We start from the raw sequence: 26567 nt of genomic DNA, 5'->3' as shown, positions 1-26567 counted from the left end.
ACTGGCTTCCCAGCGGGGAGCCGCGCACTATATCAGGTTTTTTCTTCACATGCCTGAAGCGGCACGTAAACGGACGAAACCGGGCAAGGCCCGGCTCCTGGTTCCGTAAAGTCGAGCTTGCTCGACTGATCAGCAAAGTCGAGCAAGCTCGACTCTACCGACAGGTCAGACGGCCTTTTCGACCTGGCCGAACTCGAGTTCGACCGGAGTGGCACGACCGAAGATCAGCACCGAGACGCGCAGACGGCTCTTCTCGTAGTTGACTTCTTCGACGACGCCATTGAAATCGTTGAACGGGCCGTCGGTAACGCGGACCATCTGGCCCGGCTCGAACAGCACCTTCGGACGCGGCTTCTCGACACCTTCCTGAACGCGATTCAGGATGGCTTCGGCCTCGGAATCGGCGATCGGCAGCGGACGGTCGGCGGTGCCGCCGATGAAGCCCATCACGCGCGGGGTTTCCTTGACCAGGTGCCAGCTTTCGTTGTCGATGCGCGGAATACCGGCTTCTTCGTGAGTCTCGATCTGGACCAGCACGTAACCCGGGAAGAACTTGCGCTCGGAGCGGCGCTTCTGGCCAGCACGCATCTCGACCACTTCTTCGGTCGGGACCAGGACATCGCCGAAGCGCTCTTCCATGCCGTCACGGACGATGCGATCGCGCAGAGCCTGCGCCACCGACTTCTCGAAGCCCGAATAGGCGTGAACGACGTACCAACGCTTCATGCAATTCTCCTTAGCGGCTCAGGAACAACTGAACCAGCCACTGAATGACGTAATCGAACCCACCCAGCAACAGACTGAGAATGGTCACCACCACCATCACGACCCAGGTCATGCGGATGGCTTCCTGGCGCGTCGGCCAGACCACCTTGCGCAGTTCGAAGCGCGACTCGGAGAGGAATTCGCGGGTGTCGCGCCCCTTGCCGGTCAGCATGAACACGCCGATACCGCCAACCAGACCGACCACGACCGCCAACGCACGCAGCTGACCCGCCCACGCACCCAGCTGGGTGGCGCGACCGGAGTCGGCGGAGAACCAGAACCAGACGAACAGACCGGCCAGCACCAGCAGCGATGCGGCGACGTACTTGACGATATCCCCGCCGTTGGCGGAGCTGTCCTTGGAGTGTTCGATCTTGCTATTCATCCGACTGTGTCTGCTTTAGCGGCCCAGGCCGCTGGATAAGGTGGGCAGATGGCACGCCAGGAGGGACTCGAACCCCCAACCTGCGGTTTTGGAGACCGCTGCTCTGCCAATTGAGCTACTGGCGTACGTATTGAAACTTGCCTTCCCTTAGACGGCGAAGGCGGACCGAGGTTCCCGGCCCGCCATTCGCGTAACCGGCGGCGCTATGCAACCACCGGTACTGCAGGCTTACTCGATGATCTTCGAGACCACGCCGGCGCCGACGGTACGGCCGCCCTCCCGGATGGCGAAGCGCAGACCTTCGTCCATGGCCACCGGGTTGATCAGGGTGACTTCCATCTTGACGTTGTCACCCGGCATCACCATTTCGACGCCTTCCGGCAGCTTGGCGGCGCCGGTGATGTCGGTGGTGCGGAAGTAGAACTGCGGACGGTAGCCGTTGAAGAACGGGGTGTGGCGGCCGCCCTCGTCCTTCGACAGGACGTACACTTCGCCTTCGAACTTGGTGTGCGGCTTGATCGTGCCCGGCTTGGCCAGCACCTGGCCACGCTCGACGTCGTCACGCTTGGTGCCGCGCAGCAGCAGGCCAGCGTTGTCGCCTGCCTGACCCTGGTCCAGCAGCTTGCGGAACATTTCAACGCCGGTCACGGTGGTTTTCTGCACCGGACGGATGCCGACGATTTCGATTTCGTCGCCAACCTTGATCACGCCGCGCTCGATACGACCGGTCACCACGGTGCCGCGGCCCGAGATCGAGAACACGTCTTCCACCGGCATCAGGAACGGCTTGTCGATCGCACGCTCCGGCTCCGGAATCCAGCTGTCCAGCGCGTCGACCAACTTCAGGATGGCCGGCACGCCGATGTCGCTCTGGTCGCCTTCCAGCGCCAGACGGGCCGAACCGGCGATGATCGGGGTGTCGTCGCCCGGGAACTCGTACTTGCTCAGCAGCTCGCGCACTTCCATCTCGACCAGCTCGAGCAGCTCGGCGTCGTCCACCATGTCGGCCTTGTTCAGGAACACGACGATGTACGGCACGCCGACCTGGCGCGACAGCAGGATGTGCTCACGGGTCTGCGGCATCGGGCCGTCAGCGGCCGAGCACACCAGGATCGCGCCGTCCATCTGGGCGGCACCGGTGATCATGTTCTTGACGTAGTCAGCGTGGCCCGGGCAGTCAACGTGGGCGTAGTGACGGATCGGGGATTCGTATTCGACGTGCGCGGTCGAGATCGTGATGCCACGCGCCTTTTCTTCCGGCGCGGCGTCGATCGAGGAGTAGTCCTTGAACTCGCCACCGAAGCGCTCGGCACCGATCTTGGTCAGTGCGGCGGTCAGCGTGGTCTTGCCGTGGTCGACGTGACCGATGGTGCCGACGTTGACGTGCGGCTTGGTGCGCTCGAACTTACCCTTGGCCATGGCTGCTTATCTCGAATTCGTCTGAGAGGTGATGCTTAAGATGGTGCTCACGAAAGGAATCGAACCTTCGACCTCTTCCTTACCAAGGAAGTGCTCTACCGACTGAGCTACGTGAGCCGAGTTTTGCATTATGACATGAACTCGATAATATTCAAAGTTCATTCAATGGAGCGGGAGACGGGAATCGAACCCGCACCATCAGCTTGGAAGGCTGAGGTTCTACCATTGAACTACTCCCGCGCCGGGAATGTCACAACGTGAAACTGGTGGAGGGAGGTGGATTCGAACCACCGAAGGCGTAAGCCAGCAGATTTACAGTCTGCCCCCGTTGGCCGCTTGGGTATCCCTCCTTACCACCCCATTCCGTTGCCGCCGAAGCGTTGCGGTGTGTGGTGGTGAGCCGCTTATTCTGCTGATGGGACGAGGGGCTGTCAACGCTTTTTTCCATTTTTTTCACACGCTGTCGCAAACCCATTGATACGCAAGGTTATTGCCCGGGAACCGGCAGGGTCTCGTTGGCGAAAATTGCGACATGAGGGACGCCGTCGCCGCCGATCCAGCCCCGATACATGCCCTGGGTGTTGAATGGCGTGGCCATTTTTCCGTCTGCAGCGAGCACGATCGCACCGCCGTCCCCCCCCATCTGCGGAATCGTCTCGTTGATCACGCCCTTGCCGGCCTGTTCCGGCGTCTGCCCCTGGTAGCGCATGCGTGCGCAGATCTCGTGCGCGGCCGCGGTGCGGATGTAGTACTCGCCCCAGCCGGTGCCGGACACCGCACAGCGCGCATCGGCCCAGGTGCCTGCACCGATGATCGGCGAGTCACCCACCCGGCCATAGCGCTTGTTGGTCATGCCACCAGTGGAGGTACCGGCGGCCAGGTGCCCCTGCGCATCCAATGCGACCGCACCGACGGTCCCGAAGTGCTTTGCAGTCTCCAGGTCGGCATGCGCCTGGCCACTGGCCTCTTCTTTGAGTGCACGCTGCAGCTGCTGCCAACGCTTCTCCGTACGGAAGTAGGAGGGATCGACCAAAGACATCCCCTGCTCGACCGCGAAGGCTTCGGCGCCCTGCCCCACCATCATCACGTGCCTGGATTTCTGCATCACGGTCTGCGCCAGCAGGATCGGGTTGCGCACCCGCTGCACGCCGGCCACCGCGCCTGCAGCCTGGGTGGCCCCGTCCATCACTGCGGCATCCAGCTCGTTGTGGCCGTCATGGGTGAACACCGCGCCCTTGCCGGCGTTGAAGGCGGGATCGTCCTCCAGGACGGTGATCGCAGCGGTGACTGCAGCCAACGCGGGGCGACCCGCCGCCAGCTCCGCATGCCCCTTCAACAGGGCCGCCCGCAGCGCGTCACGTGCGGCCTTTTCCTCGGCCGGCGACAGGTCCTTGCGCTCGACGCCGGCGCCGCCGTGGATGACCAGCAGCGGTGAAGCCGCCGGTGCGGCCTGGGCAAGCATGGGCAGGGACAACAGTGCGGACAGCGCCAGGCGCAGTTTCATCGGGTACGTCTCCAGCAGAACGAGGGAATGGATTGCGGGGTAGTGCCGGCCGCTGGCCGGCAAGGGGCGCATCAGGGAAGGCGAGTTGCCGGCCAGCGGCCGGCACTACCGAAGCGTGAACTCAATCTCGCCGTCGCTGACGTCGGCCACGGCCTGGTAGTCGGCGTCGGCCTGGAAGTCATCCAGGCGCATGCGGCTGCCGCTGGCGACCACCGTTACCGGTACGGCGTGGAAGCGCAGCGGCTCGCCCTCGACCAGACGGTCGGCATCGCGGCCGGGGCTGACCACCCAGACCTTGCCTTCGCCGTCGGCGCTGTAGACCTGCGCCTGGCCATCGGGCTCCACGCACAGGGCGGTGTCCTCGTCGACGCCGATGCCGACGATGTCGGGGTCGCCACTGTCCTGCGCGGCGCGCCACGAACACGATCAGGCGGCCAAGCCGATCGCGCTTGTCGAAGTGGGTGTCGGTGACCACGCGCTGCAGGTAGGGCATCTGCAGGAAGCCACTGTCCATGGTCACCGCACTGCCCATCGGGTCGGCCAGCGCACCGGCGGAGGTGATGCTGCCGCCGTCCATCGCGCCGTAGGCGTAGCCACCGAGGATGGCCAGCCCGGCGCTGGTACCGGCAATCGGCTTGCCGGCGCGCACATGGGCATTGAGCGCGCGGTTGAGCGCGGTGCCCTTCCAGAAGCGGATGTAGCGCGACTGGTCACCACCGGCAATGAAGATGGCATCGGCCGCAGCCACCACGCGCAGCACGGCCGGATCGTCGGCGCCGCGGCGGCTGTCGAAGACCAGCGTCTGCACTGCGGTGGTCCCGCCAATCTCGCGATACAGGCGGTCCTGCAGTTCATCACTGCCAGAAGCGCGCAGGATCAGCACGCGGCCGTTGCCGGCCTGCTTCAGCCACCAGTGAAAGGCCTCCGGCACCCATTCGCCACCGCCCATCAGCATCATGGCCGGCGCGCGGGCCGGGCCGGGGTGCGTCGAGATCCCCGGCTTCGTAGTAGGCGAAGCCCGGGCCCTGCAGGTCCTGCGCAAGGGCGGCCAACGGCACGTCCAACACCAGCAGCGCCAGCCAGGCGAAGGGGGCACGCAGGGTGCAATGGAGGCGTCGCATCTTGATCTCCCTGAACAAAATCGACTTGCAAGCGTTTTCACTCTTTGCCAGATAGGGACCCAGTAGTCAAGGGCATGAAAAAGGCGTTAAATGCGCGCGCCCATTCCGGAAATCTGAATGGGGGACAGGGCCCCTCCTCTGCGGGCCGGCTTCATTTCCGAGAATTCCTCATGCGTAGAAAGGCGATGGCGTGGTCGATCCAGCTGGCGTTGATGGGCGTGGCTGCTTCCGCGGCGGCCCAGGCACCGGCCTCCTCTTCGGTTCAACAACTGGATGCGGTGCAGGTCACCGGTTCGCGCATTCCGCGCGCCCAGGTGGAAGGCCCCGCCCCGATCACGGTGATCAGCGCCGAGCAGATCCGCTCCAGCGGCTTCACCAGCGTGCCCGACGTGCTGCGCTCGATGACCCAGAACGGCGGTGAGACGCAGAGCCAGCAGTCGTCCAGCGGCGCCGACTTCTCGCCGGGCGCCCAGCAGGTGGACCTGCGCGGGCTGGGCCCGAACCACACGCTGGTGCTGGTCAATGGCCGCCGCATCGCCGACTTCCCGATGCCGTTCAAGGGCCGCAGCAACTTCACCGACGTCTCCAACATCCCGCTGGGCATGATCGAGCGCATCGAAGTGCTGACCGGCAGTGCCTCGGCCATCTACGGTTCGGACGCGATCGCCGGCGTGGTCAACTTCATCCTGAAGAAGAAGGCCGACGGCACCACCGTCGACATGCGCATGGGCACCACCAGCGAAGGCGGTGGCGAGTCGTTCGACATGAGCCTGGCCAGTGGCTTCAGCCGTGGCAACTTCAACGCCGTGTACAGCGTTGAACTGCAGTCGCAGACCCCGCTGTGGGCGTACGAGCGCGATATCCAGGATTCGACCCAGGACGGCCCCACCGAGGGCTCACGCATCGCACGCCGCGCTTACCTGCGCACGGACTACAACGACGACTACCTGGATCCGGGCGCGGCCACCTGCGAAGCGCTGGCCGGGCAGAACCAGGGCAGCACCTACCGCGCCTACCGCCCGCGCTACGGTTACTACTGCGGCAGCGACAGCTCGATCGGCTACGGCACCATCCTCAGCAAGCGCCGCGGCGCCAATGGCTACGCCTCGCTGAGCTACGACTTCGACAACGGCCAGCAGTGGTTCGCCGATGTGCAGCTGGGCTACCACACGATGTCGCTGATGCGCGACGTCACCAAGTGGGGCCGCATGGACGCCAACGGCGATGAGTCGGGCTATTTCAACAACCAGGCCACCGGCGAGATCGAGTTCTGGCAGCGCCAGTTCTCGCCCGAGGAGATGGGTGGCCTGCGCAATGCAATGGTGCGCAGCACGCAGAAGACCTTCAGCGTGACCACCGGCTTCATGGGCAACCTGGCCGGCAACTGGGACTACGAAGCGGCCCTGAGCCATTCGCAGTACCAGTCGCGGATCAGCTGGGCACAGATCATCGCCGCCAAAGCCAATGACCTGTTCCTGGGCCCGCAGCTGGGCGTGGACGACGACGGCTTCCCGATCTACAACGCCGACCCGTCGCGCCTGTACCGGCCGCTGACCCGCGCCGAGTACGATTCGATCGCGGCGCGCACCACCTACACCCCGAAGTCGCGCACCGAGACGGCTGCGTTCACGCTGACCAATTCCGCGCTGTTCGGCCTGCCGGGCGGTGATGCCGGCTTCGCCGCGACCGTGGAAGTGGGCCAGCAGGCGTACTCGCTGAACCCCGATCCGCTGGCGACCGAGTACTACTACTACAGCTGGAAGGATTCGGACGGCAACGGTTCGCGCAACCGCTGGGCGACCGCTGCGGAGCTGCGCATGCCGCTACACGAGACGGTCAACCTGAGCGTGGCCGGCCGCTACGACCAGTACCGCTATTCCGGCCACACCATCGGCAAGGCGACCTGGAGCGGCGGCCTGGAATGGCGCCCGATCGACACCCTGCTGGTGCGTGGTTCGTACGGCACCGCGTTCCGTGCGCCGGACCTCCACTACGTGTTCGCCGGCCCGGGCAACGACGAGACCAGCGCAGTGGACCTGTACAGCTGCCGCGCCGACGATGCCGCCGACTGTTCCGACTACGAGCACAACCTGATCCGCAGCCGCACCGGCAACCGCCAGCTCGACCCGGAAACCAGCACCTCGTGGAGTGCCGGCTTCGTCTGGTCGCCGGCAATCGGCCTGGACCTGTCGGTGGACTGGTTCGACATCGACATGCGCAAGCAGGTGCAGGACATGGACGTGCGCACGATCCTGGCCAGCGAAGCGAACTGCCGCCTCGGCAGTGCCGACATCAACTCGCCGACCTGCGTGGACGCGCTCGACCGCATCACCCGCACCAGTGATGGCCGCCTGTACGGCGTGCGTGTCGCCCCGATCAACGTCGCCCGCGAATCCACCTCCGGCATCGACATTGGCCTGCGCTACCGCCTGCAGACCGGCATCGGCGACTTCATCCTCAACGGCACCCACACCTGGGTGAAGAAGCACGATTTCCAGCGCTACCCCGGTGATCCGATCCAGGACCAGTTCGCGGTCAACAGCAACTTCGACATCCCGCGTACCAAGACCAGCCTGAGCGTGACCTGGGAGAAGGACGCGTGGTCGGCCACGGTCTATGGTTCGCGCCTGGGCAAGCTGCCGACCTCGGACAGCTACGACCAGGTATTCAAGTGGGACAGCGGTGACAGCCCGTACATCAAGGCAACCTACCGCTACAACGCGTCGCTGCAGTACCGCTTCGACGACCACTCGCGCCTGTCGCTGTCGGTGGTCAACGTGTTCAACAAGATGCCGCCGAAGGACGCCACGTACACCGCGTATCCGTACTACGACGTGTCCTGGTTCGACAGCGTCGGCCGCACCATCAACCTGCAGTACACCCACAAGTTCGGTGGCAGCGCGCTGTAAGGCACGCCGCATTGCAGAACGTGGACGACAGGGCCCGCCATTGGCGGGCCTTGTTGTTTGGGAACCTGGCTCTGGTAGATGCCCACCTTGGTGGGCACTGATCTGCCACGCGCCCACCAAGGTGGGCGACTACCAGAGCGGGCCACGCGGGTTTTCCACACCGCGCGTGGAAAGCGATGGGAACTTGGTGTGGACAAGTGGCCGCGAGGCTTGCAGTGCGGGCGTTTCCGGACGTGGTGATTTTTTGCCCATGTCCTTCGATTGTTTTCCACACCGGACGTGGAGAGCGATGGGAACTTGGTGTGGACAAGTGGGCGCGAGCATTGCAGCGCAGGCGTTTCGAAGCGTGGTGAAATTCTGTCCACGGTCCGACTGCACTGATCGGGGTCGGAGCCCTTTCCCGTGGAAAGGGATCCGCCCCCCACGGTTTTCCACATCCGGCGTGGAAAGCGATGGGAGTTTGCTGTGGACAAGTGCCGGCAAACGTCGCACCGCAAGCGTTTCGCAGCCTGGTGCTTTTTTGTCCATCACCAGAAACGCGAACGCCCCGCACAAGGCGGGGCGTCCTGGGTCGATCCGATGCCGCTGGATCAGACGTTGAAGCGGAAGTGCAGCACGTCGCCTTCCTGCACGCGGTATTCCTTGCCTTCCAGGCGCAGGCGACCGGCTTCCTTGGCGCCGGCTTCGCCCTTGTACTTGATGAAGTCGTCATACGCGATGGTTTCGGCGCGGATGAAGCCCTTCTCGAAGTCGGTGTGGATGACCGCGGCGGCCTGCGGGGCGGTGGCGCCCTTGCGCACGGTCCACGCGCGGACTTCCTTCACGCCGGCGGTGAAGTAGGTCTGCAGGCCGAGCAGGCTGTAGGCCGCGTTGATCACGCGGTTCAGGCCCGGCTCGCTCAGGCCCAGGTCGGCCAGGAAGGTATCGCGGTCTTCGTCATCGAGCTGGGACAGCTCTTCTTCGATCGCGGCCGACACCGGCACCACCTGCGCGCCTTCGGCGGCGGCATGCGCACGCACGGCTTCCAGGTGCGGGTTGTTGTCGAAACCGTCTTCCAGCACGTTGGCGATGTACATCACCGGCTTCAGGGTCAGCAGGAACAGATCGCGCACCAGCGCCTTCTCTTCCTCGTCCAGGCCCGCCGAGCGACCGGCCTTGCCGTCGGACAGCGCAGCCTGCAGCTTGGCCAGCACCGGCTTGCGCGCCGCTGCGTCCTTGTCGCCGCCCTTGGCCGCACGCTCGGCACGGTTCAGCGCCTTCTCGACACTGTCCAGGTCAGCCAGCGCCAGCTCGGTGTCGATGGTTTCGATGTCCGAGATCGGATCGACCTTGCCGGCCACGTGCACGATGTCGCCGTGCTCGAAGCAGCGCACCACGTGGGTGATCGCGTCGACTTCGCGGATGTGCGCCAGGAACTTGTTGCCCAGGCCTTCACCGCTGGCAGCACCGGCCACCAGGCCGGCGATGTCGACGAACTCGACCGCAGTCGGGATGACCTTCTGCGGGTTGATGATGCCCGCCAGCTCGTTCAGGCGCGGGTCCGGCACCGGCACGATGCCGACGTTCGGTTCGATGGTGCAGAACGGGAAGTTCGCCGCGGCGATACCCGCCTTGGTCAGCGCATTGAACAGGGTCGACTTGCCGACGTTGGGCAGGCCGACGATGCCGCATTTGATACCCATGGGTGACAGCTCTCTGGGGTGAAAGTGATTGGTGAAACAGCGCGCGCTGCTTGGCCAATCCATCTCGGTGTCGATCATTGTGTGCCAACCAAGGTTGGCACCTACCGAAAGCGGGCTATTTCGGGGTATGAAGCCGCTTCATCGCTTCGCTGAAGTCGCCCTGCACTGCCAGCGGCAGCACGTCGATGGCATCGTCGATGGCGCGCGAAATCAGTACGTCATCATCCTTGGAAGGGCGTCCCAGCACCCAACCCACCACGCGGTCCTTGTGGCCAGGATGGCCGATACCCACGCGCAGGCGATGGAACTTGCCGTGGCCGAGCAGGCGGATGGTGTCGCGCAGGCCGTTCTGGCCACCGTGGCCACCGTCGAACTTCAGCCGCGCCACGCCGGGCGCCAGGTCCAGTTCGTCGTGGGCCAGCAGGGTTTCTTCCGGCTCGATCTTCCAGAACCGCTGTGCGGCGGTGACCGACTTGCCGCTGAGGTTCATGAAGGTGGCGGGCTTGAGCAGCCACACCGTCTGCCCGGCGATCTCGACCTTGGCGGTCTCACCGAACAGCTTGCTGTCCACATTCCATCGTGCACCGGCTTTTTCCGCCAGGGCCTCAACGAAATGAAACCCGGCATTGTGCCGGGTCCGGGCGTGTTCCGATCCGGGGTTGCCCAGACCGACGATCAGTCGCAGTCCTGCCATGGTTCCTTCCAATACGGTGCCTGCCCGGAGGCAGGCACCGTAGCGGTATTACTCGGCGGCAGCCGCTTCTTCGTCAGCCGCGTCGGCCTTGCCGGCCTTGGCGGTGACGATGGCGTCGTCGTGGTCCTTGCCCAGCGCCAGGGCCGGGATTTCCACGCCCTTCGGCAGCTTGATGTCGGACAGGTACACCACGTCACCGGCCTTCAGCTCGCCCAGGTCGACTTCGATCGACTCCGGCAGGTCCTTCGGCAGGCAGGTGATGGTCACTTCCTTCAGTTCGTGGGTGACCACGACGTCGGCAGCCTTGCCGGCCGGCGAGGTGTCTTCGTTGACAAAGTGCAGCGGGACCGAAGCGGTCAGGGCTTCGTTCTCGTTCACGCGCTGGAAGTCCAGGTGCATGATCAGCTGCTTGTACGGGTGGCGCTGCATGTCACGCAGCAGGACCTTCTGCACCTGGCCATCCAGGTTCAGGTCCAGGATCGAGGCATAGAACCACTCGTTCTGCTGGGCCAGCCAGATTTCGTTGTGGTCCAGGCTGATGGCGACCGGCTCGGCGTTGCCGCCGTACACGATGGCCGGGATCACACCGGCGTGACGCAGGCGGCGGCTCGCACCCTTACGCTGCAGTTCACGCTTGGTGACCTTGATTTCATGGGTCTTCGACATTTTCGACTACTCAGGTTGTTGCCGCGCCCTGCGGCGTGGCGGTTGAAGATGCTTCCGCGACCAGAAGCATCCGGGTATGCCCCCGCCGTTGCCGGCAGGGGCGAAGAACTCAGTCGACGTACAGCGAGCTGACCGACTCGCCGAAGGCGATGCGGCGCATCGTTTCGGCCAGCATTTCCGCCACGCTCAGCTGGCGGATCTTGCTGCACACCCGCGCCGCGTCCTTCAGCGGGATGGTGTCGGTCACCACCAGCTCGTCGAGCTGGGAATTGGTGATGTTGTCCACCGCCGGGCCCGACAGCACCGCGTGGGTGCAGTAGGCGGCGACCTTGAGCGCACCGCGCGCCTTCAGGGCAGCAGCAGCGGCGCACAGGGTGCCGGCGGTGTCGACGATGTCATCGACCATCACGCAGGTCTTGCCTTCGACGTCACCGATGATGTTCATCACGGTGGAGACGTTGGCGCGGGGGCGGCGCTTGTCGATGATCGCCAGGTCGGCGTCATCCAGGCGCTTGGCCACCGCACGGGCGCGGACCACGCCGCCCACGTCCGGCGACACAACAATCAGGTTCTCGGTGCCGTAGGCACGCCAGATGTCGGCCAGCAGCAGCGGGGACGCATACACGTTGTCCACCGGAATATCGAAGAAGCCCTGGATCTGGTCGGCGTGCAGGTCGACGGTCAGCACGCGATCAGCGCCAGCGGTGCTGAACATCTTCGCCGCCAGCTTGGCGGTGATCGGCACGCGCGAGGAACGCATGCGGCGATCCTGCCGCGAGTAACCGAAGTACGGCACCACGGCGGTCACGCTGGCCACCGATGCGCGCTTGAGCGCGTCGATCAGCACCAGCAGTTCCATCAGGTTTTCCGCGCTCGGCGCGCAGGTCGGCTGGATCACGAACACGTCCTGCTTGCGGACGTTCTCTTCGATCTCCACCTGCACTTCACCATCGGAGAAGTGCGAGACCAGCGCCTTGCCCGGGCGAACCCCCAGTTCCTTGCAGATGTTCTGCGCCAGACGTTTGTTGGCGTTGCCGGAAAAGACCAGCAGGTTCGGGGACTCTTGCATCATGATTGTCTCGGGCGGGGACGAGTGGCGGGGATCCGGAGTCGGCAAGGACCCCGATGGACCCTTGCTGCTGACAACACCGCGGTTGTTTCCACGTCCCGCGCGGGCGATGCGCTGGAAGGCGCGGACACAGCCGCTATTGGCAGGGGCGGTAGGATTCGAACCTACGAATGCCAGGATCAAAACCTGGTGCCTTGGGCCTCTTGGCGACGCCCCTGCATTGATAAATCAGTGTTGCTCGAGTGCATCCAGCAGTGGCGAACGCGCAACGCCCGCTGCCACCCTTGCCCGCAACTCCTTCGGCAACTTCGACCGTCCCTGCTCTGCGGCAGACTGCGATGCGAACTCGACGAAACAACCACTTCCCGAACCGGTCAGCCGCGCCGTGCCGATATCGCTCAACGCGGCGAACGCTGCCTCGACGGCAGGCTCACGGCGGCGCAGCACCGGTTCGAACGCGTTCCCGACCAGGGTTCCGGAAGCGAAGTCCTCTATTTTCGCCACTGGGCTGTCGCGCGTCAAATCCGGGTCTGCGAACAGGGCCGGGGTGGGAACATGAACGCCCGGTTCAACCACCACATACCAGGCCGGTTCCAGCGCGATCGGCTGCAGGCGCTCGCCCACCCCTTCGGCCCAGGCATTGCGCCCGCGCACGAACACCGGCACGTCCGCCCCCAGGCGCAGGCCCAGCGCGGCAAGCGCGTCCTCGTCCAGACCGGCCCGCCACAGGCGGTTCAGCACCACCAGCACGGTGGCGGCATCGGACGAACCGCCGCCGAAGCCGCCACCGGCAGATACATGCTTTTCAACGACGATGTCAGCACCTTGCGCGACATTAGCCACTTCTTTGAGCAATCGCGCGGCACGCACCGCCAGATCATCGGCCTCGGCCACGCCAGCCAGCCCCTCGCCCTGCCGGCGCACCTGGCCGTCTTCACGCAGGCGCAGGCCGATGCGGTCGCCCCAGTCCAGCAGCCGGAACACGGTCTGCAGCTCGTGATAACCGTCGGCGCGGCGGCCGGTGATGTGCAGGAACAGGTTCAGCTTGGCCGGGGCCGGCCACCAGGACCAGCCCGCGTCGTCGACTGCCCCGCTCATGGCGCGCCCTGCCCCCACTGGTCCACCAGCAGGCGTACCTTGGCGTCGCCATTGCTGGCTTCGATCCGGCGCGGCAACGCCGGGTGCCCGGCCTCGGCCGGGTACCAGTCCAGGTACTGCACCTGCCAGCCCATCTGCTGCATGCGACGCGGCCGGCCTTCACCGTCGCGCTCGACCTTTTCCGGGCCAGCGGCGTCGCCGGCCACCAGGCCACGGATCCACTCCGGCAGCTGGTTGACCGGAATGTCCCAGCCGGTCGCCTCCAGCAGCAGCTGCTGGGCGTCCTCGCCATCGCGCGGACCGCCGGCCAGCCCTTCCAGGCGGCCAGCTTCCGAATGGGTATCGCCGGTCAGCTTCCAGCTCTGCCGGGTCACCGGCGCGCTCAGCTCGACCACATAACGGCGCCCTTCCTGCTTCCAGTCGATGCGACCGCTGCCACCGTCCTTGCCCTTGCTGACCGCGACCCGGCCCTGGAAGGCCCAGTCCGGCTGTGCCTGCAGCGCGGCCACGCGTGCGGCCTCGGCCTGCGCCGCTTCGGCCGAAACGATCTCGACCACCGCCGGCGCCGGGGTCTTCTGCGTGCCGACGCTGGTGCAGGCGCTGACCGCCAGGGTCGCGGCCGCCAACAGCAGCGGCCGGATCAGGGAAACACTCATGGATTGAATTTCTCGCGGGCGCGCAGCAGCGCGCGGTTTTCAGGGTCGAGCTTGGCCGCTTCCTCGAAGAAATGACGGGCCTCATCGTGCTTGCCCAGCACCCATAGCACTTCGCCAACGTGCGAAGCGATCTCCGGGTCCTTGGCCAGGGTCCAGGCCCGGCGCAGCTGCACCAGTGCCTCTTCCTTGCGGCCCAGGCGATACAGCACCCAGCCGTAGCTGTCGACGATGGCGGCGTTGTCCGGTTCGGCCACGCGGGCGCGGTCGATCAGCTCCAGTGCTTCCTGCAGGCGGCCGGTGCGATCGGCCAGGGTGTAACCCAGCGCGTTCAAAGCCGGCACGTTCTCCGGCTCGGTCACCAGGATCTTGCGCAGATCCGCCTCGGCGCGCGGGATGTCGTCGCGGCGTTCCCAGGTGAGCGCACGGGCGTACAGCAGGCCGTTGTCATCCGGGTAAGCGGCCAGGCCGCGGGCCAGCGCATCCAGTTCACCGGCGCTGTCGTCGGCGCGCTGGCGCAGTTCGGCTTCCAGCAGGTAGGCGTCGCGGCGCACATCGTCGTCGACCACAGCATCGGACTGGATCGCATGCACTTCTTCCAGCGCCAGCGGCAGGCGCCCGGCCAGGGCCTGGGCATTGGCTGCGCGCAGGCGCGCTTCGCTCAGCTCATCGCCACCGGGCACGCTGTGGTACCACTGCACCGCCTCGGGATAACGCTTCAGGTACTCGGCGATCTTGCCCAGCAGCAGGCGCTGCGCCGGGTCCGGCTTGGCCGCCTGCCGCGACAGTTCGTTGTAGAGATTGGAAAGCGCGGCCTTGTCGCCCTGCTTGGCCAGCAGCGAGGCGCGCATGCCCCAGGTCTGCACGTCCTGCGGGCCGAACGCCAGCACGCGCTCGGCGGCGGACGGCTGGCCGAGACTGTCATAGGCAATGGCCACCGCATTGCGCAGCTCCGGGTCCTGGCGGGTCTTCGGCTCCACATCGTGCAGCAGCGACAACGCCTTGCCGGTCTCGCCCGCCTGTTGCAGCTGGCTGGCACGCAGCAGCGCCACACGTGGCTCTTCCGGGAAGCGCTTGACCACTTCATCGATCATGCGCCGGGCCAGCTCGGGCTTTTCCATGCGCAGGGCAAGGCGGCCAAACTCCTGCCAGGCTTCGATCTTCGGCGGAATGGCATTGGCGTCGACCAGCTCACCCAGCACCTGCGCGGGCACCGCCGGATCACGGCCGCCACCGATCAGTGCGGCCAGGGCGAACTTCCAGCCGCGCTCGTCGGGGTCGGCCAGCAGGCCCTGCAGTTCGGTGCGGGCAGCCTTCACATCGCCCTGGCGCATGGCCAGCGCACCGGCCGCACTGCGCATGGTCAACGAGCGCGGGGCGCGCTGCTGCCACAGTGCCAGGCCCTTGGCCGCGCTGGCATCATCGTTGGCGAGCATGGAAATGCGGGTCGCGCTCGGCCAGGCCGGCGTCGCCGTCGGTCTGCTGGGCCGCCTGCAGGTACCAGCGCGCGGCCTCGGCCAGCTTGCCGGCCTGCAGGGCGAACTCACCGGCCATCACCGGTTCCAGCGCCAGTTCCTCAGTGGCCGCAGCCCGCACGGGGGCCTTGGCCGGCACCGCCGCCAGGGCCTGGCTGCAGGCCAGGGACAGCAGCAGAACACTGGGGATGCGAATCAATGCGGGCATCGTCGGCATCGGGGCCTTAAAATGTCGTCCAATGGCCAGCAGCTTATCGCAAGCAACTGAACAATGACCCTGTGGGTGCTCGGACTGAATCACCAGACCGCACCGGTGGAGCTGCGCGAGCGCGCGGCCTTCGCCGGTGAGGCGTTGCCCGCGCGCTCGGTTCGCTGCGCGATACTCCGCAGATCGCCGAGGCGGTGCTGCTGTCCACCTGCAACCGCACCGAGCTGTACGCCGTGGCCGATTCGGCACAGGCGCTGGACCAGTGGCTGCACACCCAGGCCGGCGACCTGCAGGGCTACCTGTACCAGCACGCTGACGCCGAGGCCGTGCGCCACCTGTTCCGGGTCGCCACCGGGCTGGACTCGATGGTGCTGGGTGAACCGCAGATCCTCGGCCAGGTGAAGGATGCCTGGTCGACCGCGCGCGACCATGGCCTGCTCGGCCAACGCCTGGACCGCCTGTTCCAGCAGACCTTCTCGGTGGCCAAGCGTGCGCGCACCGATACCCAGGTCGGCGCCAACCCGGTATCGGTGGCGTCGGCTGCGGTGCGCCTGGCGCAGAACGCGTTCGCGCGGCTGGACGATTCCACCGTACTGCTGGTCGGTGCCGGCGAGACCATCGAACTGGCTGCACGGCACCTGAGCGAAGGCAAGGTACGCCGGCTGCTGATCGCCAACCGCACCCTCGCCCACGCGCAGGAACTGGCCAGCCGACATGGTGGCGTGGCGCTGCCGCTGACCGAACTGGACCGCCACCTGGGTGAGGCCGACGTGGTGTTCTCGGCCACCGCTGCGCGCGAACCGGTGATCCATCGCGAAATGGTGGCCAAGGCCCTGCGCGCGCGCCGGCACAAGCCGATGCTGCTGTTCGACCTGGCCGTACCGCGCGACATCGAGGCCGAGGTCGGCACGCTCAACGACGCCTTCCTCTACACCGTGGACGATCTCGAACGCGCGGTGGAAGACAACCGCCGTGGCCGCCGCGAGGCCGCCGCCGAAGCCGAGGCGATCATCGACCTGCAGGTGTCGCGCTTCGTCGAGACCCAGCAGGCCAGCGCCCATCAGGCGCCGCTGCGGCAGCTGCGCTGTTCGGCGAAGCCACCCGTGCCGAGCTGCTGGGGCGCGCACGCCAGCAACTGGCCAACGGCAAGCCGGCCGACGAAGTGCTGGAGCTGCTTGCCCACGGCCTGACCAACCGCCTGCTGCATCCGCCGACCGCCGCCCTGCGTGCGGCCGCGCTGAGTGGCGATGCCGACCTGACCCGCGCCGCCGAGCGCCTGTTCCCGGCCACGCCGGGTTACCGCCACCCACCCGTGAGACCCGATGACGCCGACCCTGCGCCGTAAGCTGGAAGCGCTGGCCGAGCGCCGCGAAGAACTGGAACGCCTGCTCGCCGAACCCGATGTGGTCGCCGACAACACTCGTTTCCGCGACCTTTCGCGCGAATTCGCCCAACTTGAACCGATCGCCATCGCCCTGGCCGATGAAGCCCGTGCCAAGGCCGATCTGGCCGCCGCCGAAGGCATGCGCGCCGACCCGGACCTGCGCGAGCTGGCCGATGAGGAAATCGCTGCTGCACAGGCGCGCCTGCAGGAACTGGAGCAGGAGCTGGCGCTGCTGCTGGTGCCGCGCGACCCGCGTGACGAAGGCAACCTGTTCCTGGAAGTGCGCGCGGGCACCGGCGGCGACGAGGCCGCGATCTTTGCCGGCGACCTGTTCCGCATGTACGCCCGCTACGCCGAGCGCCAGGGCTGGAAGGTCGAGATCGAATCGGACAGCCCGGGCGAGCATGGCGGCTACAAGGAAGTGGTGGCGCGCGTGGTCGGGCGTGGCGCGTTCTCGCGCCTGAAGTTCGAATCGGGCACGCACCGCGTGCAGCGCGTGCCGGCCACCGAATCGCAGGGCCGCATCCATACCTCGGCGGCCACCGTGGCGATCATTCCCGAGGCCGATGAGGTCGATGACATCGTCATCAACCCGGCCGACCTGAAGGTGGATACGTTCCGTTCGTCCGGTGCCGGCGGCCAGCACGTCAACAAGACCGAATCGGCCATCCGCATCACCCACGTGCCGACCGGCGTGGTGGTGGAATGCCAGACCGAGCGCAGCCAGCACGCCAACCGCGACAAGGCGATGAAGCGCCTGAAGGCACAGCTGCTCGACGCCGAGCGCCAGCGCCAGGACGCGGCGCAGGCCGAGTCGCGGCGCCTGCAGGTGGGCAGCGGTGACCGCAGCCAGCGCATCCGCACCTACAACTTCCCGCAGGGCCGGATCACCGACCACCGCGTGGAAGGCCTGACCCTGTACGACCTGCCCAACGTGCTGGCCGGCGACCTCGACCCGCTGCTGCAGCGGCTCAGCCACGAGCACCAGGTCGACGCCCTGGCCCAGTTGTCGGCGGGCTGAGTCGCATGTCGGCCTGGCAGCAGCGGCAGCACCTGCAACAGGCGATTGCACGCCAGCCGGGCGACTTCGTCGCCTGGGTGATGCTGGCGGACCTGGAACTGGAAGCCGGCGACATAGCCGCCGGCGAGCAGGCCGCGCGCCGTGCACTGCAGCTGCGCCCGAACCACCCTGAAGCGCTGGCGCGGCTGGGCCGCGTGGCCTGGATGGCCGGCGCGCATGCCGATGCGGCGAAACTGCTCGGCCAGGCCTCGGCGTTGGCCCCGCAGCACCCGGGCATTGCCCTGTGGCTGGGCCATGCGCTGGAAGATGCCGATGATGCCGAAGGCGCGGCGGCAGCCTATCGCCGTGCGCATGCACTGATGCCGGGCGAACCCTATATCGCCGCCCAGCGCCTGGCCTGGCAGCGTCGCCTGTGCGACTGGCAGGACGTGGACGTGCTGGCGGCACAGGTACGTGGTGCACTTGCCTCTGGGCAGGGCGTGGTCGAACCGTTCGCGTTCCTCAGCGAAGATGCCAGCGCAGCCGAGCAGTTGGCCTGCGCGCGTGCCCGTGCATCCGCCGTTGCCGCTTCTGTGCGGCCGTTGCCGCCAGTGAAGGTGCGTTCCCAGGGCCCGCTGCGGGTCGGCTTCCTTTCCAATGGTTTCGGCGCCCATCCCACCGGATTGTTGACCGTGGCCCTGTTCGAGCAGTTGCGTCATGACCCGGCGTTGCAGCTGCACCTGTTCGCGTTGAACCACGATGACGGCAGCCGCATCCGCCAGCGCCTGCAGGTGGCCACGCAGCTGCATGATGTGGCCGCACTGCGCCATGCAGACACTGCTGCACGCATCCGCGCACAGGGCATCGACCTGCTGTTCGACCTGCGCGGCTGGGGCGGCGGCGGTACGCCGGAAGTGCTGGCGATGCGCCCTGCCCCGCTGCAGTTGAACTGGCTGGCCTATCCCGGCACGTCCGGTGCGCCGTGGATGGATGCGGTGATCGGCGACAGCTTCGTTCTGCCGCCGTCACTGGAACCCCACTACAGCGAGCGCGTACTGCGCCTGCCGCGTGCGTTCCAGCCCTCGGACAACACCCGCTTGCTGGAACTGGCACCGTCCCGGGCCGAGTGCGGCCTGCCCGAACAGGGCGTGGTGTTCTGCTGCTTCAACAACAGCTACAAGCTCAATCCACGCAGCATGGGCCGCGCCTTCGCGGTGCTGCAGGCGGTGCCCGGCAGCGTACTGTGGCTGCTGTCCGGTCCCGGCCAGGCCGACGCGCGCCTGCGCAGCGCCGCACAGGCCGCTGGCCTGGATCCGGCACGCCTGGTGTTCATGGCCAAGCTGCCACATCCGCAGTACCTGGCTCGCTATCCGCTGGCCGACCTGTTCCTCGACACGCATCCGTACAACGCGCACACCACCGCGTCCGACGCACTATGGGCCGGCTGCCCGGTGCTGACCTGCCCCGGCGACACCTTCGCCGCGCGCGTGGCCGGCAGCCTCAATCACCATCTGGGGCTGGCACGGATGAATGTCGCCGACGATGCGGCATTCATCGCCACCGCCAGCGCGCTGGGCAACGACCCGGCAGCACTGGCAGCGTTGCACGCCGAGCTGGCGCAGGCACGCGAGCGCAGTGGATTGTTCGACATGGCCAGCTTCGCCCGCGACCTGTCGGCGCTGCTGCAGCGACTGGCCGGCGAGCATGGCTGGCAGGGCCTCGACATCGCCTGAGCGATCCCTGCGCTACGCTCGGGCTCCCTCCCCGCGTGGTGTGATGATGGCCAAGCTCAAGCGCAAGGACTACGACGAACTGCTGCTGCCGCTGCAGCTGGAACTGACCGCGATGGCGCGCTGGGTGCAGCACAGCGGGCAACGCCTGCTGGTGCTGTTCGAAGGCCGTGATACCGCAGGCAAAGGCGGCGCGATCCAGGCCATCAGCCAGCACCTCAACCCGCGTCAATGCCGGGTGGTGGCACTGCCCAGGCCCACCGACCGCGAAGCCACGCAGTGGTACTTCCAGCGCTACGCCTCGCACCTGCCCGCCGCCGGCGAGATCGTGCTGATGGACCGCAGCTGGTACAACCGCGCCGGCGTCGAGCGGGTGATGGGTTACTGCAGCGAAACCGAGTACCAGCAGTTCCTGCATCAGGCGCCGGTATTCGAGCAACTGCTGGTGGACGACGGCATCCTGCTGTTCAAGTACTGGCTGTGCGTGGATCAGGAACAGCAGGAAAAACGCTTCGCCGAGCGCCACCTCGATCCGCTGAAGGGCTGGAAGCTGTCCCCGGTCGACCTGAAATCCCGCAGCAAGTACAGCGCGTACACCGAGGCCCGCGAGGCGATGCTGCGCGCGACGCATCGCGAGGCGGCGCCGTGGACGCTGGTGGATTTCAACGACCAGCGGTTGGGTCGGCTGACGCTGGTGCGCAACCTGCTGGACCGGTTGCCGGACACGCGGGTGGATGCGCCGTTGCCGGAGCTGCCGAAGCTGAAGGGCAAGCTGCATCGCGAGCACTATGATGTGCTGAAGCCGATCGAGGACTTCCCGGTCGAGGATTAGGGTGGGTCGGCAGGGCCTGCGGCCCTGCACCTGCAGAGGCAACGACAACAGCCGGCTCTGGGAGTTTTGCTTGTTGGCTGGGGTGGTGTGGGTTGGCAGGACACGCCGTAAACCCATCCATGGGGGCTCGATGGCGCCATCCATGGCGCCAACGGTCCTGCCAACCCACACCGCCCCATTCCCGACGGATTTCCGGTGACGGAGGTAGATCCACGCCATGCGTGGATGAATCTCCATTGAAATCGATTATTTCGACAATTGAACGAAGAGCATCCACGCATGGCGTGGATCTACGTGTCGACCAAGGTCGACACCCACCAAGAGCAGGCCATGCATTCCGACAGATCGCGGAGAACTGTCGAAGGCGGGGTGGGTCCGGTGGCGGGGGCGTGAGCCGCATGGATGCGGCGACCGAGCTTACATGGACGTACTTGCAGCGCCCCCCGCCACCGGACCCACCCCGCCTACCCACAGGAAACCCCGCTTGGGCTGTTGCTTTTGCTGTTGCTGGGGTTGCCGGCCAGCGGCCGGCACTACCGCGGGTGCAGGGCCGCAGGCCCTGCCGCCCAACCCCATTACTTGGCAGCAGCGATCTGCTTTTCGATGTCGGCGGCCGTCACCGGGCCGAGGAAGGTGTGCGCCAGCTTGCCCTGCGGATCCAGCAGATGCGTCAACGGCAGGCCACGCGGCGTGGCGAAGTCCGCCGGCGGATCGAACGGGTCCACGATCACGATCGGATAGGTCACCGGATGCTTGGTCAGGAACGACTGCATCTCCGGCACCTCGATATCCTCATAGGCCAGGCCAACCACCTCGATGTTGCTGCGCATCGCATGCAGCGCCGACAGCTCCGGCATCTCCTTGCGGCACGGGGCACACCAGGTCGCCCAGAAATTCACGATCACCCACTTGCCGCGGTGCGCCGCCAGGTCGTAGTCGCTGCCATCCACCGCCTTCATCCTCAGCGTGGGGAACTCGGCAGTGGTGCGCTCGGCCGGGGTCTCTTCGACCGGTGCCGGTGTGGTCGGCGTCGGAGCCTGTGCCGGCGGCTGGCTGCTGGCGGGGGTCGGCTCCTGCGCCGGCTTGCAGGCCGACAGCGCCAGCAGCAGGGCCAGCGGAAGCAGCAGCAACGGGGTCTTGCGGGTCATGGCATGTCTCCGGAATCGGTGTAGATATCGCTGACCTTGCGCTTGAGGCGTTCGCGCAGGGGCAGCCGCAGATCGTCCAGTGCCGCCAGCGCAGCACGGCCCAGAGTGTCGTCGCGGTATGGCAGATGCTGCTCGGCTACCGGAATGCGCAACTGGGTACATTCGTACAGATCGGCCAGGCTCACCTGGTCCAGGTCGCGCGAGAGCAGCCATTCGCCACGTTCATCGCGGCGCAGCAGGCCGATCTCCTGCAGGTTGCAGGCCAGGTCCTGCAGCAGCGAATCGGTCAGCATCGGCTCCAGCCGCAGGATTTCATCATCGGCCAGGCCCTTGCCCTTGGCTCGGGCATGGTGGAAGCGGCCGAGCAGGCGCAGCAGGCCATAGAACTCGTAGCCCTGCGGCAGGCGCAGTTCCACCGGCTGGTAGCGGAAGGCGGCCATCGACGAGGACAGCGACGCGCCCAGCAGCACCGCCACCCAGCACAGGTAGATCCACAGCAGCAGGATCGGCACGAAGGCGACCGTGCCGTAGAGCTTCTGGTAGGACTGGAAGCTGCCCAGGTAGGCGCCGATGCCCCATTTCACCAGTTCCAGGATGACCGCCGCGAGAATCGCGCCGGGCACCGCGTGCCGCCATTTCACGGTGTGGTGCGGCACCACCCGGAACATCAGCGTGATGCAGACGAACTCGATCAGGATCGGCGCCAGCCGCAGCGCGAACTCGGCCAGCCAGCGGCCCTCCTGGGTGCCGAACAGTGGCATCGCGAACACCCGCGCCGACACCGCCAGCGAAGCGGCAGCGAGCATTGCGCCCAGGGTCAGCACGGTCCAGTAGACCAGGAAGCGGGTCAGCTTGGGCCGGGTCGAGCCGACCCGCCAGATCTGGTTGAAGGTCTCTTCAACGCTGTTGAGGGTGATCAGCAACGAGACCACCAGTGCGATGAAGCCGGCAGCCGTGAGCTGCCCGGCACTGGCCGAGAACTGCCGCAGGTAGCCCTCCGCCGCACGCGCGGCGTTGGGCACGAAGTTGGAGAAGACGTAATCGCTGAGCTGGTCACTCCAGCGGTCGAAGACAGGGAAGGCCGAGAGCACGCCGAACACCACGATGGCCAGCGGCACCAGCGCGAACACCGTGGTGTAGGCCAGCGCCGCCGCTGCCTGGAACAGGCGGTCGTCGAGGAAGCGATGCCACAGGAAGCGGCCGAAGCTGATGGCGCGTGCGCGATCCCGCGCGCGCTCCATCCACAGGTTGAGCGTATCCAAAGGTTCCATCGGCGAAAGGGTACCCGATGCGGAATGCTCGCAGGATAGCCATACTGGTGGCCACACGACGAGGAGAAGCGGGCACGATGGGCGAGATTCTGGTGCTGTACTACAGCCGGGGCGGTTCAGTGGCACGGCTGGCGCGCCAGATCGCGCGGGGCATCGGCGAAGTGCCGGGCATGACCGCGCGCCTGCGCACAGTGCCGCCGGTGGCCGCCGTGACCCAGACCGCACAACCTCCGGTCCCCGACGATGGTGCCCCCTACGTGAGCGTGCAGGACCTGGTCGAATGCCAGGGCCTGCTGCTCGGCAGCCCCACCCGCTTCGGCAACATGGCGGCGCCGGTCAAGCACTTCCTGGACGGGCTGGGCGCCGAATGGGTCAACGGCACCCTGTCCGGCAAGCCGGCCGGCGTGTTCACCTCCACCGCCTCGATGCATGGCGGCCAGGAATCGACCCTGCTGTCGATGCAGGTGCCGCTGCTGCACCATGGCTGCGTGATCGTCGGCATCCCGTTCACCGAACCGGCGCTGAGCCACACCACCAGTGGCGGCACGCCGTATGGCGCCAGCCATGTGGCCGGTGCAGCCGACGACCCGCAGCCGACCGACGATGAAGCCGTGCTGGCCCGCGCGCTGGGACGCCGGGTGGCCGACATCGCACAGCGGTTGGCCCGATGAGCGCGGCGCCGCGCACGGTCCTGCTGCTGGCCCTGATGGGGCTGGCCGCGCTGTTCGCCGGCTGGTTCATCAATGACAAGCACTGGCTGGCCACCCAGCTGGTGTTCACCGCGCCGCCGCTGGCGTTGGCCGTTGCCCTGCGACTGGGCTGGCGCAAGGCCGGTTTCTGGGCCTCGGTGCTGGCCCTGGGCTGGTTCAGCCACGGGGTGATGAGTGCCTGGAGCCACCCGGAAACACGCTGGCTGGCGCTGATCGAGATCGCGCTGGCCCTGCTGGTGATCTTCAGCGCCAGCCTCCCCGGGCTGCGCGCCCGCTTCGGCAAGCGACGCTGACGCTGCGGCCGCCGGGCCGTATCATCTGTGTTCCTGGCCCCGCGCCGCTGTACCTGTCCTGGTTTCGCGCATGCACATGATGGAAGAGCTCCTGGTCGTCACCACCGGTGGCACGATCGACAAGATCTACTTCGACGACAAGTCGGACTACCAGATCGGCGACCCCCAGATCGGCATGATCCTGCGCGAGCTGGGCGTGACGTTCCGCTTCAACGTGATTCCGATCCTGCGCAAGGATTCGCTGCACATCAACGATGAGGACCGCGAACTGATCCGCGCCACCATCGCCGCACAGCCGACCCGCCACGTGCTGGTGACCCACGGCACCGATTCGATGGTGCGGACCGGCAAGGTGCTGGCGACGATCGCGGACAAGACCATCGTGATGACCGGCGCGCTGAGCCCGGCGCGTTTCCGCGGCTCGGATGCGGAGTTCAACATCGGCTGCGCGATCGGTGCGGTGCAGTCGCTGCCGAGCGGCGTGTACATCGCGATGAACGGGCGGATTTTCGACCCGCAGCACGTGCGCAAGAACGTCGCCGCGAACCGCTTCGAATCGGTCTGAGGAACAGCGTGCCGACCAAGGTCGGCACCTACCACGACGCGGCGGCTCGCATCACCGCGCGTCCCCATGCAAAAACGCCCCGGCCGGAGCCGGGGCGTGCCCATGGAGAGGGGCTTGGGCTCAGTACTGGGCGTTGAGAGTCAGGCCCGAGAAGGTGCTGTAGGCCTTCACCCGCACATACCACGTGCCGGCAGCCGGACTGTTGATGGTGCAGGTCTCGCTGTTGCCGCTCAGGTACGGGCGGCAGGTGTAGGCGGTATCGGTCGGGGCACTGCCCTGGCGCACGTACAGGTCGGCATCACCGCTGCCGCCACTGATCGCCACGCGCAGCTGGGTGCTGCCGGCCGGAACGTTCACGGTGTAACTCAGCGAAGCGCCGCTGGCAGCGCCCAGGCCGGTCACCGGAACGTTGTTCTGCAGCACGTTGCCACCCGGGTTCGGGCCGCCACCGTTGATCGCCGCAGCCACGGCCGCGTCGGCGTCGATGATGCCTGCGCCGCAGCCGCCCGAGCAGGCGCCCGGCAGCGGACGTGCGGTGCTCTTGATGATGCTCTCCACCTGCGCCGGGCTCAGCGGGCTCGGGGCTACGGACTGCATCAGCGCGACCACGCCGGCCACGTGCGGTGCTGCCATCGAGGTGCCGTTGTACGAAGCGTAGCTGGCGCTGCCCGGGGTGGTGGTGCCGCTGTTGAGGGTGGACAGGATGCCCTGGCCCGGTGCCGAGATATCGATGCCGTTGCCATAGTTGGAGAAGCTGGCACGTGCACCGGCCGAGGTGGTGGCCGCCACTGCGATCACGTTCGGGCAGTTGGCCGGCACCGACGAGGACACGTTGGTGTTGCTGTTGCCGGCGGCGACCACCACGGTGGTGCCACGCCCGACAGCGCCATTGATCGCGTTCTGGTAGGTGGTCGAACAGCTGCCGCCGCCGCCCAGCGAGAGGTTGATGACCTCGGCCGGATTGGCATTGGCCGGCACGCCGCTGACGCTGCCGCCGGACGCCCACACGATCGCGTCGGCAATGTCGGAGGTGTAACCGCCGCACTTGCCGAGCACGCGCACCGGCACGACCTTGGCGTTGAACGCAGTACCTGCCACGCCGGTGCTGTTGTTGGTCACCGCCGCTACCGTGCCCGCCACGTGGGTGCCGTGCCAGCTGGAGTTCGAACCCGGGTAGCCCGCCTGGCACTCGTTGTCGCCGTACCAGTCGCCCTCATCGTTCGGGTTGTTGTCGCGGCCGTTGCCGTCGCGCGCCATCGCCGCATCACTGATGAAGTCGTAGCCCGGCAGGATGTTGGCATTGAGGTCGGCGTGATTGGTGATGCCGGTGTCGATCACCGCCACGACCACACCGGTGCCGGTGGCCTTGTCCCAGGCCGGCCGGATGTTGATGCCGGCATTGGAGGTGCCGAAGCCCCATTGCTCGCTGAAGCGGGTGTCGTTCGGGGTCAGCGTGGCACGCATGATCTGGTCGACTTCAACGTATTCCACGTTCGGGTCGGCGGCCAGCTTGCGCATCAGCTGCTCGGATTCGGCCTGGTCGAGCGGACGATCGGTCTTGACCAGGGTCGGGCCGACGGCCAGCTTGCGGACCTGCTGCAGGCCCAGCGCGCGGCCCTGGCTGCTGGCCAGGCCGGCGGCGGCGCTCTTCAGCGAAGAGGCCAGTGCGGTGGTGTTGGCCACCGGCGCGCTGCCGTCGCGGTACTTCACGATGAAACGCTGGTGGGTCTGTGCGGACTGCAGGCCGCTGAGCTGGACATCACCGGCCAGCGCAGGCGTGGCCAGCAGCAGCGATGACAGAACGGACGCACCAAGGACCACCCACACTCGACGCACACGCGGTTGCGTTACCTGGGACATCGTATTTCCCTTTCTTGTGGTGTGAATGCCGGAATCGGCAGAAGCACCGGCCCGAACCCTGGGCTGGCTTGCGTTGGCGAGGTTCGAAGTCCGGCGAGCCAGCGGATCCCCCTAACGATCCGCCGT

Annotated in this window: 20 protein-coding genes, 5 tRNA genes and 3 pseudogenes; 8 read left to right on the top strand and 20 right to left on the bottom strand. The window is 66.6% G+C overall.

Going from position 1 to position 26567, the window contains the following annotated elements; genetic code table 11:
• Nucleotides 1-165: 165 nt before the first annotated feature.
• From nusG to ACZK2V_RS04255, 9 genes and pseudogenes are all read right to left on the bottom strand, one after another.
• Nucleotides 166-726: a transcription termination/antitermination protein NusG gene (gene nusG, locus ACZK2V_RS04295; RefSeq protein WP_004154362.1), complete on the bottom strand. Its 561-nt coding sequence runs from the start codon at nt 724-726 to the stop codon at nt 166-168.
• Nucleotides 727-736: 10 nt separating this feature from the next.
• Nucleotides 737-1150, bottom strand: a complete 414-nt coding sequence (gene secE, locus ACZK2V_RS04290) for a preprotein translocase subunit SecE (protein WP_049462865.1) — start codon at nt 1148-1150, stop codon at nt 737-739.
• Between the two features lie 49 nt (nt 1151-1199).
• Nucleotides 1200-1275 (bottom strand) — tRNA-Trp (locus tag ACZK2V_RS04285).
• 103 nt (nt 1276-1378) lie between these two features.
• Entirely contained in the window at nt 1379-2569 is a 1191-nt protein-coding gene (gene tuf / locus ACZK2V_RS04280; RefSeq protein WP_049416993.1) for an elongation factor Tu, read from the bottom strand.
• Nucleotides 2570-2610: 41 nt separating this feature from the next.
• Nucleotides 2611-2686 (bottom strand) — tRNA-Thr (locus ACZK2V_RS04275).
• A 49-nt stretch (nt 2687-2735) separates the two neighbouring features.
• Nucleotides 2736-2809 (bottom strand) — tRNA-Gly (locus tag ACZK2V_RS04270).
• 24 nt (nt 2810-2833) lie between these two features.
• A tRNA-Tyr gene (locus ACZK2V_RS04265) sits at nt 2834-2919 on the bottom strand.
• 137 nt (nt 2920-3056) lie between these two features.
• On the bottom strand, nt 3057-4073 hold the full coding sequence (locus ACZK2V_RS04260; protein ID WP_459003597.1) for an isoaspartyl peptidase/L-asparaginase family protein: 1017 nt from the start codon (nt 4071-4073) through the stop codon (nt 3057-3059).
• A 105-nt stretch (nt 4074-4178) separates the two neighbouring features.
• Nucleotides 4179-5194 (bottom strand): annotated as a pseudogene (locus tag ACZK2V_RS04255) (cyanophycinase).
• A 170-nt stretch (nt 5195-5364) separates the two neighbouring features.
• Here ACZK2V_RS04255 and ACZK2V_RS04250 point away from each other — a divergent pair.
• Complete coding sequence (locus ACZK2V_RS04250) at nt 5365-8103, top strand: TonB-dependent receptor plug domain-containing protein (RefSeq protein WP_459003599.1); 2739 nt, start codon at nt 5365-5367, stop codon at nt 8101-8103.
• Between the two features lie 590 nt (nt 8104-8693).
• On the opposite strand, the gene ychF is transcribed toward ACZK2V_RS04250, so the two are convergent.
• The 8 genes and pseudogenes from ychF to ACZK2V_RS04210 form a co-directional block, all read right to left on the bottom strand.
• A complete protein-coding gene (ychF, locus tag ACZK2V_RS04245) occupies nt 8694-9785 on the bottom strand; it encodes a redox-regulated ATPase YchF (protein ID WP_459003601.1) in 1092 nt (363 codons plus the stop codon).
• Between the two features lie 115 nt (nt 9786-9900).
• Nucleotides 9901-10479, bottom strand: a complete 579-nt coding sequence (gene pth, locus ACZK2V_RS04240; protein ID WP_014036086.1) for an aminoacyl-tRNA hydrolase — start codon at nt 10477-10479, stop codon at nt 9901-9903.
• Between the two features lie 48 nt (nt 10480-10527).
• Complete coding sequence (locus ACZK2V_RS04235; RefSeq protein ID WP_005415401.1) at nt 10528-11145, bottom strand: 50S ribosomal protein L25/general stress protein Ctc; 618 nt, start codon at nt 11143-11145, stop codon at nt 10528-10530.
• 109 nt (nt 11146-11254) lie between these two features.
• Complete coding sequence (locus ACZK2V_RS04230) at nt 11255-12214, bottom strand: ribose-phosphate diphosphokinase (RefSeq protein WP_005415400.1); 960 nt, start codon at nt 12212-12214, stop codon at nt 11255-11257.
• Nucleotides 12215-12354: 140 nt separating this feature from the next.
• Nucleotides 12355-12431, bottom strand: a tRNA-Gln gene (locus ACZK2V_RS04225).
• 11 nt (nt 12432-12442) lie between these two features.
• A complete protein-coding gene (gene ispE, locus ACZK2V_RS04220) occupies nt 12443-13312 on the bottom strand; it encodes a 4-(cytidine 5'-diphospho)-2-C-methyl-D-erythritol kinase (RefSeq protein WP_049462699.1) in 870 nt (289 codons plus the stop codon).
• On the bottom strand, nt 13309-13968 hold the full coding sequence (gene lolB, locus ACZK2V_RS04215; protein WP_132809287.1) for a lipoprotein insertase outer membrane protein LolB: 660 nt from the start codon (nt 13966-13968) through the stop codon (nt 13309-13311). The genes ispE and lolB overlap by 4 nt, the downstream gene beginning before the upstream one ends.
• Nucleotides 13965-15648, bottom strand: a pseudogene (locus ACZK2V_RS04210) (tetratricopeptide repeat protein). Before ACZK2V_RS04210 ends, lolB begins: the two are co-directional and overlap by 4 nt.
• Nucleotides 15649-15711: 63 nt before the next feature.
• Here ACZK2V_RS04210 and hemA point away from each other — a divergent pair.
• From hemA to ppk2, 4 genes and pseudogenes are all read left to right on the top strand, one after another.
• A pseudogene (gene hemA / locus ACZK2V_RS04205) lies at nt 15712-16993 on the top strand (glutamyl-tRNA reductase).
• Complete coding sequence (prfA, locus tag ACZK2V_RS04200; RefSeq protein WP_010481754.1) at nt 16971-18053, top strand: peptide chain release factor 1; 1083 nt, start codon at nt 16971-16973, stop codon at nt 18051-18053. Before hemA ends, prfA begins: the two are co-directional and overlap by 23 nt.
• A gap of 5 nt (nt 18054-18058) precedes the next feature.
• On the top strand, nt 18059-19765 hold the full coding sequence (locus tag ACZK2V_RS04195) for an O-linked N-acetylglucosamine transferase, SPINDLY family protein (RefSeq protein WP_049462695.1): 1707 nt from the start codon (nt 18059-18061) through the stop codon (nt 19763-19765).
• 46 nt (nt 19766-19811) lie between these two features.
• Nucleotides 19812-20594: a polyphosphate kinase 2 gene (gene ppk2, locus ACZK2V_RS04190; RefSeq protein ID WP_049462703.1), complete on the top strand. Its 783-nt coding sequence runs from the start codon at nt 19812-19814 to the stop codon at nt 20592-20594.
• A 575-nt stretch (nt 20595-21169) separates the two neighbouring features.
• Here ppk2 and ACZK2V_RS04185 read toward each other — a convergent pair.
• Both ACZK2V_RS04185 and ACZK2V_RS04180 read right to left on the bottom strand, forming a co-directional pair.
• On the bottom strand, nt 21170-21742 hold the full coding sequence (locus ACZK2V_RS04185) for a TlpA family protein disulfide reductase (RefSeq protein WP_049463525.1): 573 nt from the start codon (nt 21740-21742) through the stop codon (nt 21170-21172).
• A complete protein-coding gene (locus ACZK2V_RS04180) occupies nt 21739-23013 on the bottom strand; it encodes a YihY family inner membrane protein (protein WP_032130426.1) in 1275 nt (424 codons plus the stop codon). The genes ACZK2V_RS04185 and ACZK2V_RS04180 overlap by 4 nt, the downstream gene beginning before the upstream one ends.
• A gap of 77 nt (nt 23014-23090) precedes the next feature.
• Here ACZK2V_RS04180 and wrbA point away from each other — a divergent pair, with 77 nt between their 5' ends.
• The 3 genes from wrbA to ACZK2V_RS04165 all read left to right on the top strand — a co-directional run bounded on the left by wrbA (nt 23091) and on the right by ACZK2V_RS04165 (nt 24581).
• Nucleotides 23091-23684, top strand: coding sequence for an NAD(P)H:quinone oxidoreductase (gene wrbA / locus ACZK2V_RS04175; RefSeq protein ID WP_012510135.1), 594 nt, complete (start codon nt 23091-23093; stop codon nt 23682-23684).
• Complete coding sequence (locus ACZK2V_RS04170; RefSeq protein WP_032130425.1) at nt 23681-24016, top strand: DUF2069 domain-containing protein; 336 nt, start codon at nt 23681-23683, stop codon at nt 24014-24016. The genes wrbA and ACZK2V_RS04170 overlap by 4 nt, the downstream gene beginning before the upstream one ends.
• 79 nt (nt 24017-24095) lie before the next feature.
• The gene (locus tag ACZK2V_RS04165) at nt 24096-24581 is read left to right on the top strand and encodes an asparaginase domain-containing protein (RefSeq protein WP_486323305.1); all 486 of its coding nucleotides are present in this window, start codon (nt 24096-24098) and stop codon (nt 24579-24581) included.
• Nucleotides 24582-24701: 120 nt separating this feature from the next.
• On the opposite strand, the gene ACZK2V_RS04160 is transcribed toward ACZK2V_RS04165, so the two are convergent.
• A complete protein-coding gene (locus tag ACZK2V_RS04160) occupies nt 24702-26441 on the bottom strand; it encodes a S8 family peptidase (protein WP_004144921.1) in 1740 nt (579 codons plus the stop codon).
• Nucleotides 26442-26567 lie beyond the last annotated feature (126 nt).

This window comes from Stenotrophomonas sp. 93052_Sma (assembly GCF_056481145.1).
The sequence above is the reverse complement of the archived record's forward strand: the minus strand, read 5'-3'. Positions and strand labels throughout refer to the sequence as shown.

Bases quoted from the DNA above. Each gene is read 5' to 3' on its own strand.
- ACZK2V_RS04250 (WP_459003599.1), top strand. From the start codon at position 5,365: ATGCGTAGAAAGGCGATGGCGTGGTCGATCCAGCTGGCGTTGATGGGC.
- tuf (WP_049416993.1), bottom strand. From the start codon at position 2,569: ATGGCCAAGGGTAAGTTCGAGCGCACCAAGCCGCACGTCAACGTCGGC.
- secE (WP_049462865.1), bottom strand. From the start codon at position 1,150: ATGAATAGCAAGATCGAACACTCCAAGGACAGCTCCGCCAACGGCGGG.
- ACZK2V_RS04180 (WP_032130426.1), bottom strand. From the start codon at position 23,013: ATGGAACCTTTGGATACGCTCAACCTGTGGATGGAGCGCGCGCGGGAT.
- nusG (WP_004154362.1), bottom strand. From the start codon at position 726: ATGAAGCGTTGGTACGTCGTTCACGCCTATTCGGGCTTCGAGAAGTCG.
- ACZK2V_RS04185 (WP_049463525.1), bottom strand. From the start codon at position 21,742: ATGACCCGCAAGACCCCGTTGCTGCTGCTTCCGCTGGCCCTGCTGCTG.
- ispE (WP_049462699.1), bottom strand. From the start codon at position 13,312: ATGAGCGGGGCAGTCGACGACGCGGGCTGGTCCTGGTGGCCGGCCCCG.
- prfA (WP_010481754.1), top strand. From the start codon at position 16,971: ATGACGCCGACCCTGCGCCGTAAGCTGGAAGCGCTGGCCGAGCGCCGC.
- pth (WP_014036086.1), bottom strand. From the start codon at position 10,479: ATGGCAGGACTGCGACTGATCGTCGGTCTGGGCAACCCCGGATCGGAA.
- ACZK2V_RS04170 (WP_032130425.1), top strand. From the start codon at position 23,681: ATGAGCGCGGCGCCGCGCACGGTCCTGCTGCTGGCCCTGATGGGGCTG.
- ACZK2V_RS04260 (WP_459003597.1), bottom strand. From the start codon at position 4,073: ATGAAACTGCGCCTGGCGCTGTCCGCACTGTTGTCCCTGCCCATGCTT.
- ACZK2V_RS04230 (WP_005415400.1), bottom strand. From the start codon at position 12,214: ATGCAAGAGTCCCCGAACCTGCTGGTCTTTTCCGGCAACGCCAACAAA.
- lolB (WP_132809287.1), bottom strand. From the start codon at position 13,968: ATGAGTGTTTCCCTGATCCGGCCGCTGCTGTTGGCGGCCGCGACCCTG.
- wrbA (WP_012510135.1), top strand. From the start codon at position 23,091: ATGGGCGAGATTCTGGTGCTGTACTACAGCCGGGGCGGTTCAGTGGCA.
- ACZK2V_RS04165 (WP_486323305.1), top strand. From the start codon at position 24,096: ATGGAAGAGCTCCTGGTCGTCACCACCGGTGGCACGATCGACAAGATC.
- ychF (WP_459003601.1), bottom strand. From the start codon at position 9,785: ATGGGTATCAAATGCGGCATCGTCGGCCTGCCCAACGTCGGCAAGTCG.
- ppk2 (WP_049462703.1), top strand. From the start codon at position 19,812: ATGGCCAAGCTCAAGCGCAAGGACTACGACGAACTGCTGCTGCCGCTG.
- ACZK2V_RS04160 (WP_004144921.1), bottom strand. From the start codon at position 26,441: ATGTCCCAGGTAACGCAACCGCGTGTGCGTCGAGTGTGGGTGGTCCTT.
- ACZK2V_RS04235 (WP_005415401.1), bottom strand. From the start codon at position 11,145: ATGTCGAAGACCCATGAAATCAAGGTCACCAAGCGTGAACTGCAGCGT.
- ACZK2V_RS04195 (WP_049462695.1), top strand. From the start codon at position 18,059: ATGTCGGCCTGGCAGCAGCGGCAGCACCTGCAACAGGCGATTGCACGC.